Source organism: Campylobacter concisus (assembly GCF_001891085.1).
Taxonomy (GTDB): Bacteria; Campylobacterota; Campylobacteria; order Campylobacterales; family Campylobacteraceae; genus Campylobacter_A; species Campylobacter_A concisus_O.
Genome location: NZ_JXUP01000006.1, coordinates 225745 through 241978 on the forward strand (window position 1 = coordinate 225745; position 16234 = coordinate 241978).

Annotated in this window: 14 protein-coding genes and 5 tRNA genes; 18 read left to right on the forward strand and 1 reads right to left on the reverse strand. The window is 36.5% G+C overall.

Annotation, left to right across the window (positions count from 1 at the left end):
* Positions 1-10 precede the first annotated feature (10 nt).
* A complete protein-coding gene (locus TH67_RS06455; protein WP_072594861.1) occupies positions 11-649 on the forward strand; it encodes a response regulator transcription factor in 639 nt (212 codons plus the stop codon).
* Positions 650-856: 207 nt separating this feature from the next.
* On the opposite strand, the gene TH67_RS06460 is transcribed toward TH67_RS06455, so the two are convergent.
* Positions 857-1105, reverse strand: coding sequence for a hypothetical protein (locus TH67_RS06460; RefSeq protein WP_021090800.1), 249 nt, complete (start codon positions 1103-1105; stop codon positions 857-859).
* A gap of 237 nt (positions 1106-1342) precedes the next feature.
* On the opposite strand from TH67_RS06460, the gene TH67_RS06465 reads away from it, so the two are divergent.
* The 17 genes from TH67_RS06465 (at position 1343) to rpsL (ending at position 16168) form a co-directional block, all read left to right on the forward strand.
* Positions 1343-1418, forward strand: a tRNA-Thr gene (locus TH67_RS06465).
* 53 nt (positions 1419-1471) lie between these two features.
* Positions 1472-1556, forward strand: a tRNA-Tyr gene (locus TH67_RS06470).
* A gap of 7 nt (positions 1557-1563) precedes the next feature.
* Positions 1564-1640 (forward strand) — tRNA-Gly (locus TH67_RS06475).
* A gap of 126 nt (positions 1641-1766) precedes the next feature.
* A tRNA-Thr gene (locus TH67_RS06480) sits at positions 1767-1841 on the forward strand.
* A 74-nt stretch (positions 1842-1915) separates the two neighbouring features.
* A complete protein-coding gene (tuf, locus tag TH67_RS06485; protein ID WP_021090663.1) occupies positions 1916-3115 on the forward strand; it encodes an elongation factor Tu in 1200 nt (399 codons plus the stop codon).
* A gap of 56 nt (positions 3116-3171) precedes the next feature.
* A complete protein-coding gene (gene rpmG / locus TH67_RS06490; RefSeq protein WP_035167196.1) occupies positions 3172-3330 on the forward strand; it encodes a 50S ribosomal protein L33 in 159 nt (52 codons plus the stop codon).
* Positions 3331-3343: 13 nt separating this feature from the next.
* A tRNA-Trp gene (locus TH67_RS06495) sits at positions 3344-3419 on the forward strand.
* Between the two features lie 17 nt (positions 3420-3436).
* A complete protein-coding gene (secE, locus tag TH67_RS06500) occupies positions 3437-3616 on the forward strand; it encodes a preprotein translocase subunit SecE (RefSeq protein WP_072594862.1) in 180 nt (59 codons plus the stop codon).
* Between the two features lie 16 nt (positions 3617-3632).
* Positions 3633-4163, forward strand: a complete 531-nt coding sequence (gene nusG, locus TH67_RS06505; RefSeq protein WP_072594863.1) for a transcription termination/antitermination protein NusG — start codon at positions 3633-3635, stop codon at positions 4161-4163.
* 10 nt (positions 4164-4173) lie between these two features.
* Complete coding sequence (gene rplK / locus TH67_RS06510; RefSeq protein WP_021091067.1) at positions 4174-4599, forward strand: 50S ribosomal protein L11; 426 nt, start codon at positions 4174-4176, stop codon at positions 4597-4599.
* A gap of 59 nt (positions 4600-4658) precedes the next feature.
* The gene (gene rplA / locus TH67_RS06515) at positions 4659-5360 is read left to right on the forward strand and encodes a 50S ribosomal protein L1 (protein WP_072594864.1); all 702 of its coding nucleotides are present in this window, start codon (positions 4659-4661) and stop codon (positions 5358-5360) included.
* Positions 5361-5465: 105 nt separating this feature from the next.
* Positions 5466-5951 (forward strand): 50S ribosomal protein L10, encoded by a 486-nt coding sequence (gene rplJ, locus TH67_RS06520; RefSeq protein ID WP_072594865.1) that lies wholly within the window; start codon positions 5466-5468, stop codon positions 5949-5951.
* Positions 5952-5980: 29 nt separating this feature from the next.
* Positions 5981-6361 carry a 50S ribosomal protein L7/L12 gene (gene rplL, locus TH67_RS06525; RefSeq protein WP_021090592.1) on the forward strand — a complete coding sequence of 127 codons (381 nt, stop codon included), beginning with the start codon at positions 5981-5983 and terminating at the stop codon, positions 6359-6361.
* A gap of 119 nt (positions 6362-6480) precedes the next feature.
* Positions 6481-10626 (forward strand): DNA-directed RNA polymerase subunit beta, encoded by a 4146-nt coding sequence (gene rpoB, locus TH67_RS06530; RefSeq protein WP_072594866.1) that lies wholly within the window; start codon positions 6481-6483, stop codon positions 10624-10626.
* Entirely contained in the window at positions 10613-15127 is a 4515-nt protein-coding gene (gene rpoC / locus TH67_RS06535) for a DNA-directed RNA polymerase subunit beta' (protein WP_072594867.1), read from the forward strand. The genes rpoB and rpoC overlap by 14 nt, the downstream gene beginning before the upstream one ends.
* Positions 15128-15248: 121 nt before the next feature.
* Positions 15249-15638, forward strand: coding sequence for a DoxX family protein (locus TH67_RS06540; RefSeq protein WP_072594868.1), 390 nt, complete (start codon positions 15249-15251; stop codon positions 15636-15638).
* A gap of 131 nt (positions 15639-15769) precedes the next feature.
* Positions 15770-16168, forward strand: coding sequence for a 30S ribosomal protein S12 (gene rpsL / locus TH67_RS06545; RefSeq protein WP_021090705.1), 399 nt, complete (start codon positions 15770-15772; stop codon positions 16166-16168).
* The last annotated feature ends 66 nt before the right edge of the window (positions 16169-16234 follow it).

The following is a 16234-nucleotide window of genomic DNA, read 5'->3' on the forward strand; positions in this document are numbered from 1 at the left end:
AGGAAAGGTAATGCAAGTTATTTTATTTACACAAAATAGTGCATTAAACAATATTTGGAGAAGCTATTTTACTGGCAATAGCGATGTGAAATTTATACATAATAGAAAAGAGTTTTTTTCTCATATAAATGATGATGTTGATATTATAGGCATTGATATTGATGTTTTTAAAGATAATATTGATGATGTTATAAAAAATATAATTGAAAATTCCCCAAATATAAAAATACTCATACTCTCAAATAGGCCAACGATAAACGAAGGCAAGCACCTGCTTACACTTGGAATCAAGGGCTATGCAAATTCTCATATGAGAAAGACACACTTTGAAGATGCTTTTGAAACCATTTTTAATGGAAATATATGGCTTTACCAAGAATTTGTTCAGGCAATGATTAGTGAGCTAACCGGCTCATATATTAATAGCGAAAGTGAAAAGGTAGACAAAAAGACCGACCTCTCTGAGCTTAGTTCAAGGGAAAGAGAAATTGCAGATTTAATCTATCAGGGTCTAACAAATAATGAAATTTCAGAAAAAACAGGCATTACACTAAGAACAGTCAAAGCACATACAAGCTCGATTTATAGTAAGTTAAATGTAAAGGATAGAATAGGGCTTGTGCTTTTAATGAAGCAGCTTGACGCATAAAATCTTGACTTATTTTTTGAAAAATTAAGATTCTTCTTCAAAAACTATAAATTTTTTATATATACGCCCACAAGAAATACGTACACAACTTTTACTAGCTGAAGAATACAATAAATATAAAATTTTCAAATAAAAAATGATTTGCTAAAATCTTAAATAAAAAATTCTAGCAAATTTATTAATAGCCGAGATAAGAAATTAGAAACTTTAGTCTTCCAAATCGATATCTACTTTTTCAACATTTGTTATGATGTCTTTTGTATTTTTTTCGATATCGTGTTTGTTTTTTTCAATAAGTGATCTATTTTGTCCAATCAAATCCCTATTTTCTTTAATGCCATCACTATTTTGTTCAATTAATTTGCTAAGAGTCGATATTCTTTTCTCATAACGTATCATTAGAAAATAAATTACGTAAATTAGTAATAAAATTATCGCCCAAGGTAAAAATTGCATATTAAATCCTTATATATTTTTTGTAATTATAGAAATTTTAGCTTTTAAAAAAAATAAAACTATAAAAATTATACATTTTTCATAAATGCTTAATGATGTATTATGGATTTAAATCTAATAAAAATTTGTATTCTTAAATGGCTATATTTTATGATTTTAATTTTTACGAATATTTTTTTAAACTTCCCTTGACTTTTACCTTGTTTTGATATATAATTGCCACTTCACAAAACAGGTGCTGGTGTAGCTCAGTTGGTAGAGCTACTGCCTTGTAAGCAGTGGGTCGGCGGTTCAAGTCCGTTCACCAGCTCCATTTTTGTAACAGTGTTTGACCAGAAAATACCAAAATAGTTTATTAATGTTTAAGGTGAGATACTCAAGCGGCCAACGAGGGCAGACTGTAAATCTGCTGACTATGTCTTCCGTGGTTCGAATCCACGTCTCACCACCATTGTTATGCGGGAGTAGCTCAGTTGGCTAGAGCATCAGCCTTCCAAGCTGAGGGTCGCGGGTTCGAGCCCCGTTTCCCGCTCCAAAATTTGGGAAAATAAACTGGGAGCTGTATCTAGATTTTACTAAACACAGTTATTCCTTACTTTATTTTCAAAATTTTTAGTTGTTTGTATTATTTAATTGGAATCATCTCTGCCAAGCGTTTTTCGCTCATATGGCTCAGAGGTAGAGCACTTCCTTGGTAAGGAAGAGGTCGCGGGTTCAAGTCCCGCTATGAGCTCCACTGGTTAATATGATTTTATTATGATTATACAAATTTGGTATGAAAAAAGACATATATCACATACGGAGGAAAAGATGGCTAAAGAAAAATTTTCACGTAACAAGCCGCACGTAAACATAGGTACTATTGGTCACGTAGATCATGGTAAAACTACATTAACAGCTGCAATATCTGCTGTTCTTTCACGCAAAGGACTTGCTGAGCTAAAAGATTATGATAATATTGATAATGCTCCAGAAGAAAAAGAGCGTGGTATTACAATTGCTACTTCACATATTGAGTACGAGACAGAGAAACGCCACTATGCTCACGTTGACTGCCCTGGTCACGCCGACTATGTAAAAAATATGATTACAGGTGCTGCGCAAATGGATGGAGCTATTCTGGTTGTTTCTGCAGCTGATGGTCCAATGCCACAAACTAGAGAGCATATTTTGTTATCACGCCAAGTTGGTGTTCCATATATTGTTGTTTTCATGAACAAAGCTGATATGGTTGATGATGCAGAGCTACTTGAGTTGGTTGAAATGGAAATCCGTGAATTACTTAATGAGTATAATTTCCCAGGCGATGATACACCTATTGTTTCTGGTTCAGCACTTAAAGCTCTTGAAGAGGCAAAAGCTGGTCAAGATGGCGAATGGTCAGCAAAAATTATGGAATTAATGGATGCAGTTGATAGCTATATTCCAACTCCAGTTCGTGCAACAGATAAAGACCTTCTTATGCCAATCGAAGATGTTTTTTCGATTTCAGGTCGTGGTACAGTTGTAACTGGTAGAATTGAAAAAGGTGTTATAAAAGTTGGTGACACAATTGAAATTGTCGGTATTAAGCCAACTCAAACAACAACAGTTACTGGTGTTGAAATGTTTAGAAAAGAGATGGATCAAGGCGAAGCTGGTGATAATGTCGGCGTTCTTCTCCGTGGTACCAAAAAAGAGGACGTTGAGCGTGGTATGGTTCTTTGCAAGCCTAAATCAATTACCCCTCATACAAAATTTGAAGGTGAAGTCTATATCTTGACAAAAGAAGAAGGTGGTCGCCATACTCCTTTCTTTAATAACTATAGACCACAATTCTACGTAAGAACAACTGATGTTACTGGTTCAATTACGCTCCCAGAAGGAACAGAGATGGTTATGCCAGGTGATAATGTAAGAATTTCTGTTGAATTGATTGCTCCAGTAGCACTTGAGGAAGGTACTCGTTTTGCTATCCGTGAAGGTGGTAGGACTGTTGGTTCAGGTGTTGTTTCAAAAATACTTGGTTAATTTATAAAAATTTGTCAAAGGGAGGATATCCCTTTGATATCTTAATAAGGACTTATATGAGAATTAAAATTGGTTTAAAATGCTCCGAAAGTGGTGATATAAATTATACAACAACTAAAAATAGTAAAACTACTACGGATAAAGTTGAACTTAAAAAGTATTGCCCAAGATTAAAAAAACATACTATTCATAAAGAAGTTAAATTAAAAAGTTAATTAAGAAGCTATTAGGGCAATAGCTCCAACGGTAGAGCGCTGGATTCCAAATCCAATGGTTGGGGGTTCGAATCCCTCTTGCCCTGCCACGACTAAGGTTAAGATTATGGAAAAAATTATAAATTATATTAAGCTTTCTAAATTGGAAATAATGAAGGTTATTTATCCTACAAAAGAACAAATTAGAAATGCTTTTTTTGCAGTTTTTATCGTAGTTGCTGTTGTATCACTTTTTTTAGCTCTTGTTGATGTTATTATGTCCTTTGTTTTATCTAAAGTTATATGATATAAGGAAAGAAGTAATGTCACATAAATGGTATGCTATACAGACTTACGTTGGAAGCGAAATGGCAGTAAAAAGAGGAATTGAAAATTTAGTAAAAGATCATGGAATAGAAGATCAACTAAAAGAAATTATAGTTCCTACGGAAGACGTAATAGAAATAAAAAATGGTAAGCAAAAAATCAACGAAAGAACTCTTTACCCAGGTTATGCTTTTGCGTGCTTAGATCTTGATACGGCTCTTTGGCACAGGATTCAATCTTTACCAAAAGTTGGACGTTTTATTGGTGAGGCCAAAAAACCTACGCCATTATCTGAAAAAGATATAAATACTATTTTGGAAAAAGTTCAAAAAAGGGCTGCACCAAAACCTAAGATATTCTTTGAGGATGGTGAGAGTGTTCGTATAACAGAAGGTCCTTTTGCTAACTTTACAGGTATTGTTGAAGAATATGACATGATACATGGCAAACTTAGACTTAATGTTTCTATTTTTGGTAGAAGTACCCCTGTTGATATTTTGTATTCACAAGTTGAGAAGATAATTTAAGGAGCAAGAAATGGCTAAAAAAGTTATAGGTGAAATAAAATTACAAATTGCTGCAACAAAAGCAAATCCTAGTCCACCAGTTGGTCCAGCTCTTGGACAAAAAGGTGTTAATATTATGGAATTTTGTAAAGCCTTTAATGAAAGAACAAAAGATATGGTTGGGTTTAATATTCCAGTTGTTATAACTGTTTATGCTGATAAGAGTTTTACATTTATCACAAAACAGCCTCCTGCTACAGATCTTATTAAAAAGGCTGCAGGTATAACAAAAGGAACTGATAATCCTTTAAAAAATAAAGTAGGCAAATTGACAAAAGCTCAAGTTCTAGAAATAGTTGAGAAAAAACTTGTTGATTTGAATACAAATGATAAAGAGCAAGCAGCCAAGATTATTGCTGGCTCAGCTCGCTCAATGGGTGTCGAAGTAGTAGACTAAAGCCTTTACCGTCAGGTTGATTAGCAAAAGACGGAAGCAATATATATGCGGAGAAATTTATGGGAAAAACTAGCAAGAGATTTCAAGAATTGCTCAAAAAAGTAGAGCAAGATAAAATTTATAATCTTAGTGGGGCTATTGATACGGTCAAAGCTCTAGCTTCTGCTAAATTTAATGAAACAGTTGAGATTGCATTAAAATTAAATGTTGATCCAAGACATGCTGATCAAATGGTTCGTGGTTCAGTAGTTTTGCCAGCTGGTACAGGTAAAACTGTAAGAGTTGCTGTTATTGCAAAAGATGCTAAAGCTGATGAGGCTAAAGCAGCTGGTGCTGATATTGTTGGTGCAGATGATTTGGTCGAAGATATTCAAAAAGGTATAATGAATTTTGATGTTCTTATAGCTACTCCAAATTTAATGGGCCTTGTAGGTAAGGTCGGTAGAATTTTAGGACCAAAAGGATTAATGCCAAATCCAAAAACTGGTACAGTTACAATGGATGTTGCACAAGCAGTTAATAATGCAAAAAGTGGTCAAGTAAATTTCCGTGTTGATAAGCAAGGAAATATACATGCAGGCCTTGGTAAAGTTAATTTTACTAAAGAACAATTAAATGAAAATATTTCAACATTTATTAAAGCGATCAATAAACATAAGCCTGCAACTGCAAAGGGTAGATATGTTAAAAATGCTTCGTTGTCTTTGACAATGAGCCCATCTATAGCTCTTGATACTCAAGAAGTTATGGACTTAAAATAAAACTAAAAATTAAAATTTATATCTTAGATTGGAGATAGCCGAGGCCATTGGGCTTAATTGATTCGACCCGCTCTGCTTGAAATTACCGGTCGGAAAGGAGAAAAAGTGACACGTAACGAAAAAACTGAAGTTGTTGCAAAATTAGAGAGTGAATTTAAAACTGCTGAAGCTATTATAGTTTGTGACTATCGTGGCCTTTCAGTAAAGAAACTTGAAGTTTTAAGAAATTCTGCTAAAGAACAAAATGTAAAAGTTCAGGTTATTAAAAATACTCTTGCAAATATTGCTCTTAAAAATTCTGATAAAGTCGGAATGGAACTCAAAGATACAAATATCTATCTTTGGAGCGAAGATCAATTAGCAGTAACTAAAGTAGCCGCAAAATTTGAAGAGTCTAATGCTGATCTTTTCAAAATAAAAACAGCTTATATTGATGGCGAAGTTGCTAGCGTTGATAAAGTTAAAGCTCTATCTAAAATGCCTAGCCGTGATGAGCTTATTGCAATGCTTTTACAAGTTTGGAATGCGCCAATTCAAAATTTCACAATTGGTTTGAATGCGCTTAAAGAGAAAAAAGAACAATCAGCTTAATTTAAATTAAAAAATAATAAGGATTAAAAATGGCAATTACTAAAGAAGATGTATTAGAGTTTATATCTAATCTTTCTGTACTTGAACTTAGTGAACTTGTAAAAGAGTTCGAAGAGAAATTTGGTGTTAGCGCAGCTCCTGTAATGGTAGCTGGTGGTGCTGTTGCAGCAGGCGGTGCAGCAGCTGCAGCAGAGGAAAAAACAGAATTTAACATTGTCTTGGTTGATTCTGGTGATAAGAAAATCAACGTTATTAAAGTTGTTAGAGCACTTACTGGTCTTGGTCTTAAAGAAGCCAAAGACGCAGTTGAGGGAACACCATCTGTTCTTAAAGAAGGCGTTAGCAAAGATGAGGCTGAGGCAGCTAAAAAAGAGCTTGAGGAAGCTGGTGCCAAGGTTGAACTTAAATAATTTTTTATTATTTGAGCTTAATATTTCAAGAGAGGGCATAGGCTCTCTCTTTTTTTAAATTTTAGATGCCTTGTTAAAAGGCTATACTTTTCTTTCAAAATTACCACGAGGTAGATGCAATGTTAAATAGCTTATACTCAGGAAATCGTCTTAGGGTTGACTTCTCTAATGTCGTTAAGGAGATAGACGTTCCGAACCTACTACAACTACAAAAAAAGAGCTTTGATAATTTTTTAAATCTAAATAACAATCAAACAGAAAGCGGTATAGAAAAAGTTTTCAAATCAATCTTTCCAATACATGATCCGCAAAATCGTTTGACTTTAGAATATGTTGGCTCAGAAATTGGAAAACCAAAATATACAATTAGAGAGTGTATAGAAAGAGGTCTTACATACTCTGTAAATTTAAAGATGAAAATACGTCTTATCGTTCATGAGAAAGATGATAAGACAGGTGATAAAGTTGGTGTTAAAGATATAAAAGAACAAGAAATTTTTATACGTGAAATTCCACTAATGACTGATAGAATTTCATTTATTATAAATGGTGTTGAGCGTGTTGTTGTAAATCAACTCCATAGAAGTCCAGGTGTTATTTTTAAACAAGAAGAGAGCGCGACTGTTGCAAATAAATTAATTTATACAGCTCAAATAATACCTGATCGTGGCTCTTGGCTACATTTCGAATATGACACAAAAGATATTTTATATGTTAGGATAAATAAACGTAGAAAAGTGCCAGTAACTATATTATTTAGGGCGCTTGGATATAAAAAACAAGACATTATTAAGTTGTTTTATCCAATACAAAATTTAATTATTAAAAATAACAAATTCTTAACTCTTTTTAATCCTGAAGATTATTTGGGAAGAGTTGAATATGATATAAAAAACGAAGATGGAGAAATTCTTCACCAAGCAGGCAAACGTCTAACCAAGAAAAAAGCTGATAAGTTGATTGAAGATGGCGTAAAATTTGTTGAATACCCAGTTGAAGCACTTATTGGTAGATATTTGGCAAACCCTGTAATAAATACAGAGAGTGGAGAAATTTTATATGATACACTATCTGCTCTTGACGAGAATAAACTTGCAAAAATTTTAGCTGAACATGAAAGTATTGAGATTATAAATAACTCTGCTGCTGGTGTTGATGATGCGATTATAAATTCTTTCATAGCTGACAACGATATGCTTAAGGTTTTAAAACAAACTGAGGGCGTGGATGACGAAAACGATCTTGCGGCTATTAGAATTTATAAGGTTATGAGACCAGGAGAGCCAGTTGTCAAAGAGGCTGCAAAGAGTTTTGTAAATGATATGCTATTTAATCCTGAGAGATATGATTTAACAAAAGTTGGTCGTATGAAGATGAATCATAAGCTCTCACTTGATGTACCAGAATATGTTACTTTACTAACAAGCGAAGATATCATAAAAACTGCGAAATATCTTATAAAAGTTAAAAATGGACAAGGTCACATTGATGACCGCGACCACCTTGGCAACCGCCGTATAAGGTCAATCGGTGAGCTGCTCGCTAGTGAACTTCACCTTGGTTTTGTAAAGATGCAAAAGGCTATCCGCGATAAATTTACAAGTTTAAGTAATAATACCGAAGAGATTATGCCATACGACCTCATTAATCCAAAAATGATTACTGCAACAATTATGGAATTTTTCACAGGCGGTCAATTAAGCCAGTTTATGGATCAGACAAACCCGCTTAGTGAGGTTACTCACAAGCGCCGTCTATCTGCACTTGGCGAAGGTGGTTTGGTAAAAGAGCGTGCTGGCTTTGAGGTGCGTGACGTTCACCCAACCCACTACGGCAGAATTTGTCCGGTTGAGACTCCAGAAGGTCAAAATATTGGTCTTATCAATACGCTTTCAACTTATGCAAAAGTGAATGATCTTGGCTTTGTTGAAGCTCCTTACAAAAAAGTTATAGATGGCAAAGTGACTGATGAGATAGTTTATTTAACCGCAACTCAAGAAGAGGGTAATGTTATAGCTCCAGCATCAACTAAACTTGATGAAAATGGACACATCGTTGAGGACTTGATTGAAGTTAGAAAAGATGGCGAGATGATGCTTGCCCGTAGAGAAGATGTTACTTTGATTGACCTTTGTTCTGGTATGATAGCTGGTGTTGCGGCTTCACTTATTCCATTCCTAGAGCATGATGATGCTAACCGTGCTCTCATGGGTTCAAACATGCAACGTCAGGCAGTGCCACTACTTCGCTCAACTGCTCCTATTGTTGGAACAGGTATGGAAAGCGTTATCGCAAGAGATGCATGGGAAAGCGTAAAAGCAAAACGTAGTGGTGTGGTTGAAAAGGTTGACAATAAAAATATATTTATTTTGGGCGAAGACGAAGCTGGTCCATATATCGATCATTACTCTTTGGAGAAAAATTTAAGAACAAACCAAAATACGACTTTTTCTCAACATCCGATAGTTAAAAAAGGTGATGAAATCGTTGCCGGTCAAATAATCGCTGACGGTCCAAGTATGGAAAAAGGCGAGCTAGCCATTGGTAAAAACGCACTAATAGCATTTATGCCTTGGAATGGCTACAACTATGAGGATGCGATCGTCATTAGTGAAAAAATGATACGTGAAGACGCCTTTACAAGTGTTCATATCTATGAAAAAGAGATTGAGGCTCGTGAGTTAAAAGACGGGGTTGAGGAGATAACAAAAGATATACCAAACGTCAAAGAAGAGGAGCTTATGCACCTTGATGAAAGTGGTATAGTTAAAATCGGTACAGAGATCAAGCCTGGCATGATCCTTGTTGGTAAAGTATCTCCAAAAGGCGAAGTTAAGCCAACTCCAGAAGAAAGACTTTTGCGTGCGATCTTTGGTGAAAAGGCTGGTCACGTTGTAAATAAATCGCTCTATGCTTCAGCTTCGATGGAAGGCGTGGTTGTTGATGTTAAAATTTTCACCAAAAAAGGCTATGAAAAAGATAGCAGAACGAACAAAGCTTACGAAGAAGAGAAGACACTTTTAGAAAAAGAGCATCACGATAGACTGCTTATGCTAGACCGCGAAGAGATGCTAAAAGTTACAGCGCTTCTTTCTAAAAACCCACTAGCGAGCGATCAAGAGGTAAATAAAAAAGAGTATAAAAAAGGCTCAAAGATCAATAAAGCTGACTTTGAGAATATTAACAGATTTACCCTAAATGCTATCGTAAAGAGCTTTTCAAAAGATATCCAAAAGAAATATGACGAGCTAAAAAATTACTTCCAAAATGAGAAGAAAAAGCTTAAAGAAGAGCACGACGCTAAGATAGAGATTTTAGAAAAAGATGACATTTTGCCAAGCGGCGTTGTAAAACTTGTAAAAGTTTATATAGCTACAAAACGCAAACTAAAAGTTGGTGATAAGATGGCTGGACGTCACGGCAATAAAGGTATCGTTTCAAATATAGTTAGAGAAGTCGATATGCCGTATCTTCCAAGCGGTCAGATCGTTGATATCGTGCTAAACCCACTAGGCGTTCCAAGCCGTATGAACATCGGTCAAATTTTGGAGAGCCACCTTGGTCTTGTTGGTTACCGCTTGGGCGAGCAGATCAATGAAATTTTTGAGACTAAAAAAGGCGAGTGGATAAAAGAGCTAAGAGCCAAGATGATAGAAATCGCAAGCGTTGCTAAGCTAATGGATGCTAAAAAAGCTCTTGGTAAGATGAGTGATGAGAAGCTTCTTGAGTATGCAAAAGATTGGAGCAATGGCGTAAGATTTGCAACTCCGATTTTTGAAGGCGTTAAAGCTGACGAATTTGCAAAACTATTTGAGATGGCAAAGATAGATAGTGACGGTAAAACTGAGCTATATGACGGACGTACAGGCTCAAAGATAAGAGAACGCGTTAATGTTGGTTGTATGTATATGCTAAAACTTCACCACTTGGTTGATGAAAAAGTTCACGCAAGAAGTACTGGACCATACAGCCTTGTTACACAACAACCTGTCGGTGGTAAGGCGCTATTTGGTGGTCAAAGGTTTGGTGAGATGGAGGTTTGGGCACTTGAGGCTTATGGTGCTGCTCATACACTAAGAGAGATGCTAACTGTAAAATCAGACGATGTTGAGGGAAGACTTTCTGCTTACAAAGCTTTAACAAGAGGTGAAAACGTTCCTGAGACTGGTATCCCTGAGACGTTCTTTGTTCTAACAAACGAGCTAAAATCACTAGCTCTTGATGTGGAAGTATATGATGAGGATGAGACAAATGAAACTAACTAATTTAAAACCAGTTGAGATAAAAGAAGAGCATAGACCTCGTGATTTTGAAGCTTTCCAACTTCGTTTAGCAAGTCCTGAGAAGATAAAATCTTGGAGTTATGGCGAGGTTAAAAAACCAGAAACTATCAACTACCGCACGCTAAAACCTGAGCGTGACGGTCTGTTTTGTGCCAAAATTTTCGGACCTATCCGCGACTACGAGTGCCTTTGCGGTAAATATAAAAAGATGCGCTACAAAGGTATCAAATGCGAAAAGTGCGGCGTTGAAGTAACAACATCTAAAGTTCGCCGCTCTCGTATGGGTCATATCGAGCTTGTAACTCCAGTGGCTCATATCTGGTATGTAAATTTCTTGCCAAGCCGTATAGGTGCGCTTCTTGGTATCAAGATGAAAGACCTTGAGCGCGTACTTTACTACGAGGCATACATTGTTGATAACGCTGGTGAGGCTTATTATGACAATGAAAATTCTAAAAAAGTTGAAAAATATGACGTTTTAAACGAAGAGCAATATCAAAGCCTAGCTTCAAGATATGAAGAAACTGGCTTTAGTGCTAGAATGGGTGGCGAGGTCATCTATGATATGCTAGCTGAACTTGATTTGATGGAAATTTTAAATCAACTAAAAGAAGAGATGGAGTCTACAAATTCTGAGGCTAAGAAAAAAACTATCGTAAAACGTCTAAAAGTTATCGAGAGCTTTTTAAATTCAGGCAACCGCCCAGAGTGGATGATGATAACAAATTTACCAGTTCTTCCGCCTGATCTTAGACCACTTGTTAATCTTGATGGCGGTAAATTTGCTGTTTCGGACGTAAATGATCTATATCGCCGTGTAATAAATAGAAATAGCCGTCTAAAACGCCTACTTGAGCTTGACGCACCTGAGATCATTATCAGAAACGAAAAGAGAATGCTTCAAGAGGCTGTTGATGCGCTATTTGACAATGGCCGTAGAGCAAATGCGGTAAAAGGTGCAAATAAACGCCCACTAAAATCACTAAGTGAGATCATCAAAGGTAAGCAAGGCCGCTTCCGTCAGAATTTGCTAGGTAAGCGTGTTGACTTCTCTGGACGTTCTGTTATCGTCGTTGGCCCAAAGCTAAAAATGGATCAGTGCGGTCTTCCAAAGAAGATGGCTTTAGAGCTATTTAAGCCACATTTGCTTGCTCGCCTTGAAGAAAAAGGCTATGCGACAACCGTTAAGCAAGCTAAAAAGATGATAGAAGATAAGACAAATGAGGTTTGGGAGTGCTTAGAAGAGGTAGTTAAAGACTATCCAGTCATGCTAAACCGTGCTCCGACACTTCACAAGCTCTCTATCCAGGCGTTTCACCCAGTTCTTGTTGAAGGTAAGGCGATCCAGCTTCACCCGTTAGTTTGTGCGGCGTTCAACGCTGACTTCGACGGCGACCAAATGGCTGTTCACGTACCACTATCGCAGGAAGCTATCGCTGAGTGTAAAATTTTGATGCTTAGCTCAATGAACATCTTGCTTCCTGCAAGTGGTAAGGCTATCACAGTCCCTTCACAAGATATGGTTTTAGGAATTTATTATTTAAGCCTAGAGAGAAACGATGAAAAAGGTGCAAATAAAATTTTCTCAAGCGTCGATGAAGTAATGATCGCCGAAGAGGCTAACACTCTTGGCCTTCATGCTAAGATCAAAACTATGGTTGATAACAAGATCATCTTTACAACTGCTGGTCGCTTGATCCTAAGAGCGATACTTCCTGATTTTGTCCCTGAAAATATGTGGAATAAGATCATGAAGAAAAAAGATATTGCAAATTTGGTTGATTATGTTTATAGAAATGGCGGCCTTGAAGTAACGGCTGACTTCCTTGATAAGCTTAAAAATTTAGGCTTTAGATATGCTACAAAAGCAGGAATTTCTATCTCTATCGCAGATATCATCGTGCCAGATAGCAAGCAAAAGTATATTGACGAAGCTAAGAAAAAAGTTCGTGAAATTCAAAAGCAATATGGCGCTGGTCTTTTAACAGATAGTGAGAGATACAACAAGATCATCGATATCTGGACAGATACAAACAACAGCGTTGCAAGCGAGATGATGAAACTTATCCAAAATGATAAAGGCGGATTTAACTCAATTTATATGATGGCAGACTCAGGCGCTAGAGGTAGTGCAGCACAAATTCGCCAGCTAGCTGGTATGCGTGGTCTTATGGCAAAACCTGATGGCTCAATTATTGAAACGCCGATCATTTCAAACTTCCGTGAAGGTCTAAATATAATGGAGTACTTCAACTCTACTCACGGAGCTAGAAAAGGTCTTGCGGATACCGCGCTAAAAACAGCTAACGCTGGTTACTTAACAAGAAAGCTAATCGATGTTGCTCAAAACGTTAAGGTTACAATGCATGACTGCGGTACGCACGAGGGTGTTGAAATCACAGATATTACAGAGAGCGGCGAGCTAATAGAAAGCCTTGAAGAAAGAGTATTGGGCCGTGTTTTAGCAGATGATGTGATCGATCCTATAACAAATGAAATTTTATTTAGCGAAGGCACGTTACTTGATGAAGAAAAAGCTAGAGCTATAACTGAGGCTGGTATAAAATCAGTAAGCATTAGAACACCTATAACGTGCAAAGCACCAAAAGGCGTTTGTGCAAAATGCTACGGCTTAAATTTGGGTGAAGGTAAACTTGTAAAACCAGGTGAAGCAGTTGGTATCATTTCAGCCCAATCTATCGGTGAGCCAGGTACACAGCTAACGCTAAGAACATTCCACATCGGTGGTACGGCTTCTACTGAGCAACAAGATCGTCAAGTAATCGCCCAAAAAGAAGGTTTTATCAGATATTACAACCTTAATACTTATGATAACGGCGATAAGAAGATCGTTGCAAATAGAAGAAGCGCGGCTGTACTACTTGTTGAGCCAAAGATTAAATCAACGATTGACGGCAAAATAGAGATCGAATATGCCCACGAAGATGTAAATATCGTGATAAAAGGTAAAAAAGAAGAGGTTAAATATACAATTAGAAGAAATGATCTTGCTAAGCCAAATGAATTAGCTGGTGTTAGCGGAAAGATCGAAGGAAAGATGTATATACCTTATGTAAGTGGCGATAAAGTAAAAGAGAATGAAAGTATCGTTGAGATTATAAAAGAGGGTTGGAATATCCCAAATCGTATCCCATACGCTAGTGAACTTAAAATTTCAGACGGAGATCCGGTAACTCGTAAAATTTTAGCTGACGCAAATGGTGTAGTTAAATTTTTCATATTAAAAGGTGATTATCTTGATAGGGTTAAAGATATCAAAAAAGGTCACAAAGTAACTGAAAAAGGTTTCTTTGTAGTTGTTTCTGATAAAGATGGACGTGAGGCGGTTCGCCATTATATCCCAAGAAATTCTATCATCCAAGTTTCTGATAATGATGCAGTTGAGAGAGCGACAGTAGTTTCGTTACCTGAAAAAGATGATAAGTTGAGTATTGCTGAGTGGGACCCATACTCAACTCCAACTATTGCTGAAGAAGCTGGTGTGGTTAGCTTTGAGGATATTGAGCCAGGATATAGTGCGACTGAGCAAGCAGATGAGGCGACTGGACAAAGACGTCTTGTTATCAATGAGTATTTGCCAAGCGGTGTAAAACCTGCGATTATTATCGCTACTAAAAAAGGAAATTTAATTAAGTATCCGCTTGATCCAAAAACTGCGATCTTTGTCTCAAGTGGTGATGAAGTAGCTCAGGCTGATATTTTGGCTAAGACTCCAAAAGCTGTCGCTAAGTCAAAAGATATCACTGGTGGTCTTCCAAGAGTTAGCGAGCTATTTGAAGCAAGACGCCCTAAAAATACAGCTATCGTTGCGGAGATTGATGGTGTGGTTAGATTTGACAAGCCACTTCGCTCAAAAGAGCGCATAATCATTCAAGCTGAAGATGGCACAACTGCTGAGTATCTGATCGAGAAAAGTCGTCAGATCCAAGTAAGAGACGGGGAATTTGTCCATGCTGGCGAGAAACTAACTGATGGGCTAATTTCAAGCCACGATATTTTAAGAATTCTTGGCGAAAAAGCGCTTCATTATTATTTGATTAGCGAGATTCAACAAGTTTATCGCCGCCAAGGTGTTGCGATCGCAGATAAACATATCGAGATCATCGTCTCTCAAATGCTTCGCCAAGTTAAAATCGTTGATAGTGGAAATACAAATTTCATAGTTGGCGATATGGTTTCAAGAAATAAATTTAAAGAAGAAAATGAGCGCATCATGAACATGGGCGGTGAGCCAGCTATTGCTGAACCGATCTTATTAGGCGTTACAAGAGCAGCTATCGGAAGTGATAGTGTGATCTCTGCTGCATCGTTCCAAGAGACAACTAAAGTTTTAACAGAAGCATCGATTGCTGCTAAATTTGACTATCTTGAGGATCTAAAAGAGAACGTTATCCTTGGACGTATGATCCCAGTCGGAACTGGTTTTTATAAAGATAAAAAAGTAAAAATCAAAGAAAACTAGTCCTTTAAGCCCCTATTTTTGGGGCTTAACCTCTTTATAGAATTAAATCAATTAAAAATTTACAAGCTATTAACTATCACCTAATAAAATCCTTGTCTTTAAATCACATCATGGAGAATTTATGAAAAACATTGATCTTGGACTTTTATTTATACGTTTAGGACTTGGTATCTGCCTTTTTATGCATGGTTTTGGTAAAATTTTACATGGACTTAGCGGGGTAAAAGGTATATTAGTAAATGCTGGTTTGCCTGAATTTTTAGCATATTTTTCTTATCTTGGAGAAGTATTAGCACCCATAATGTTAATTATTGGTTTTTATTCAAGGATAGGTGCTATCCTAGTTTTAGGTACTAGTATTACTATTTTATACTCGTACTATGGATTTACAAATTTATTTGCATTAAATGAAGTTAATGGTTTTAAATCAGAACTTATTTACCTTTATATTGCTATTTCACTTTGTATTCTTTTGATAGGTAGTGGCAAATATGCTGTCAAGCGAGACTAATACAAAATAAAGACAGCAGAGTTTTTATAAAATCAAGAATTAGATGAGTAAGTCTAACTTATTAACCGTTATTTAAGTTTATTTTAAATAAAATTAGGTCTTTTTAATAAATTTAGTTGAAAGGAATTATTGTGCCAACCATAAATCAATTGGTCAGAAAAGAACGCAAGAAAGTGACCGTTAAGTCAAAATCTCCAGCGTTAAAAGAGTGCCCTCAAAGAAGAGGAGTTTGCACTAGGGTTTATACTACAACTCCTAAAAAACCAAACTCAGCTTTGAGGAAAGTTGCCAAAGTTAGGCTAACAAGTGGTTTTGAAGTCATCAGCTATATCGGCGGTGAAGGTCATAACCTACAAGAACACAGTATCGTTTTAGTTCGCGGCGGTAGGGTTAAAGACTTACCAGGTGTTAAATATCACATCGTTCGTGGTGCACTTGATACTGCTGGTGTTGCAAAAAGAACAGTTTCTCGTTCTAAATATGGTGCTAAACGCCCTAAAGCTGGCGCTGCAGCTGCAACAAAAAAGTAAAAATTTAGGTTCGCAGACGTTGCTAAAATTTGCAAACGTTTGAGTAAAATTTCATAAAAATTTGAA

Excerpts from the sequence above, each read along its gene's own strand:
- TH67_RS06455 (WP_072594861.1), top strand. The coding sequence starts at position 11 with ATGCAAGTTATTTTATTTACACAAAATAGTGCATTAAACAATATTTGG.
- TH67_RS06460 (WP_021090800.1), bottom strand. The coding sequence starts at position 1,105 with ATGCAATTTTTACCTTGGGCGATAATTTTATTACTAATTTACGTAATT.
- tuf (WP_021090663.1), top strand. The coding sequence starts at position 1,916 with ATGGCTAAAGAAAAATTTTCACGTAACAAGCCGCACGTAAACATAGGT.
- rpmG (WP_035167196.1), top strand. The coding sequence starts at position 3,172 with ATGAGAATTAAAATTGGTTTAAAATGCTCCGAAAGTGGTGATATAAAT.
- secE (WP_072594862.1), top strand. The coding sequence starts at position 3,437 with ATGGAAAAAATTATAAATTATATTAAGCTTTCTAAATTGGAAATAATG.
- nusG (WP_072594863.1), top strand. The coding sequence starts at position 3,633 with ATGTCACATAAATGGTATGCTATACAGACTTACGTTGGAAGCGAAATG.
- rplK (WP_021091067.1), top strand. The coding sequence starts at position 4,174 with ATGGCTAAAAAAGTTATAGGTGAAATAAAATTACAAATTGCTGCAACA.
- rplA (WP_072594864.1), top strand. The coding sequence starts at position 4,659 with ATGGGAAAAACTAGCAAGAGATTTCAAGAATTGCTCAAAAAAGTAGAG.
- rplL (WP_021090592.1), top strand. The coding sequence starts at position 5,981 with ATGGCAATTACTAAAGAAGATGTATTAGAGTTTATATCTAATCTTTCT.
- rpoB (WP_072594866.1), top strand. The coding sequence starts at position 6,481 with ATGTTAAATAGCTTATACTCAGGAAATCGTCTTAGGGTTGACTTCTCT.
- rpoC (WP_072594867.1), top strand. The coding sequence starts at position 10,613 with ATGAAACTAACTAATTTAAAACCAGTTGAGATAAAAGAAGAGCATAGA.
- TH67_RS06540 (WP_072594868.1), top strand. The coding sequence starts at position 15,249 with ATGAAAAACATTGATCTTGGACTTTTATTTATACGTTTAGGACTTGGT.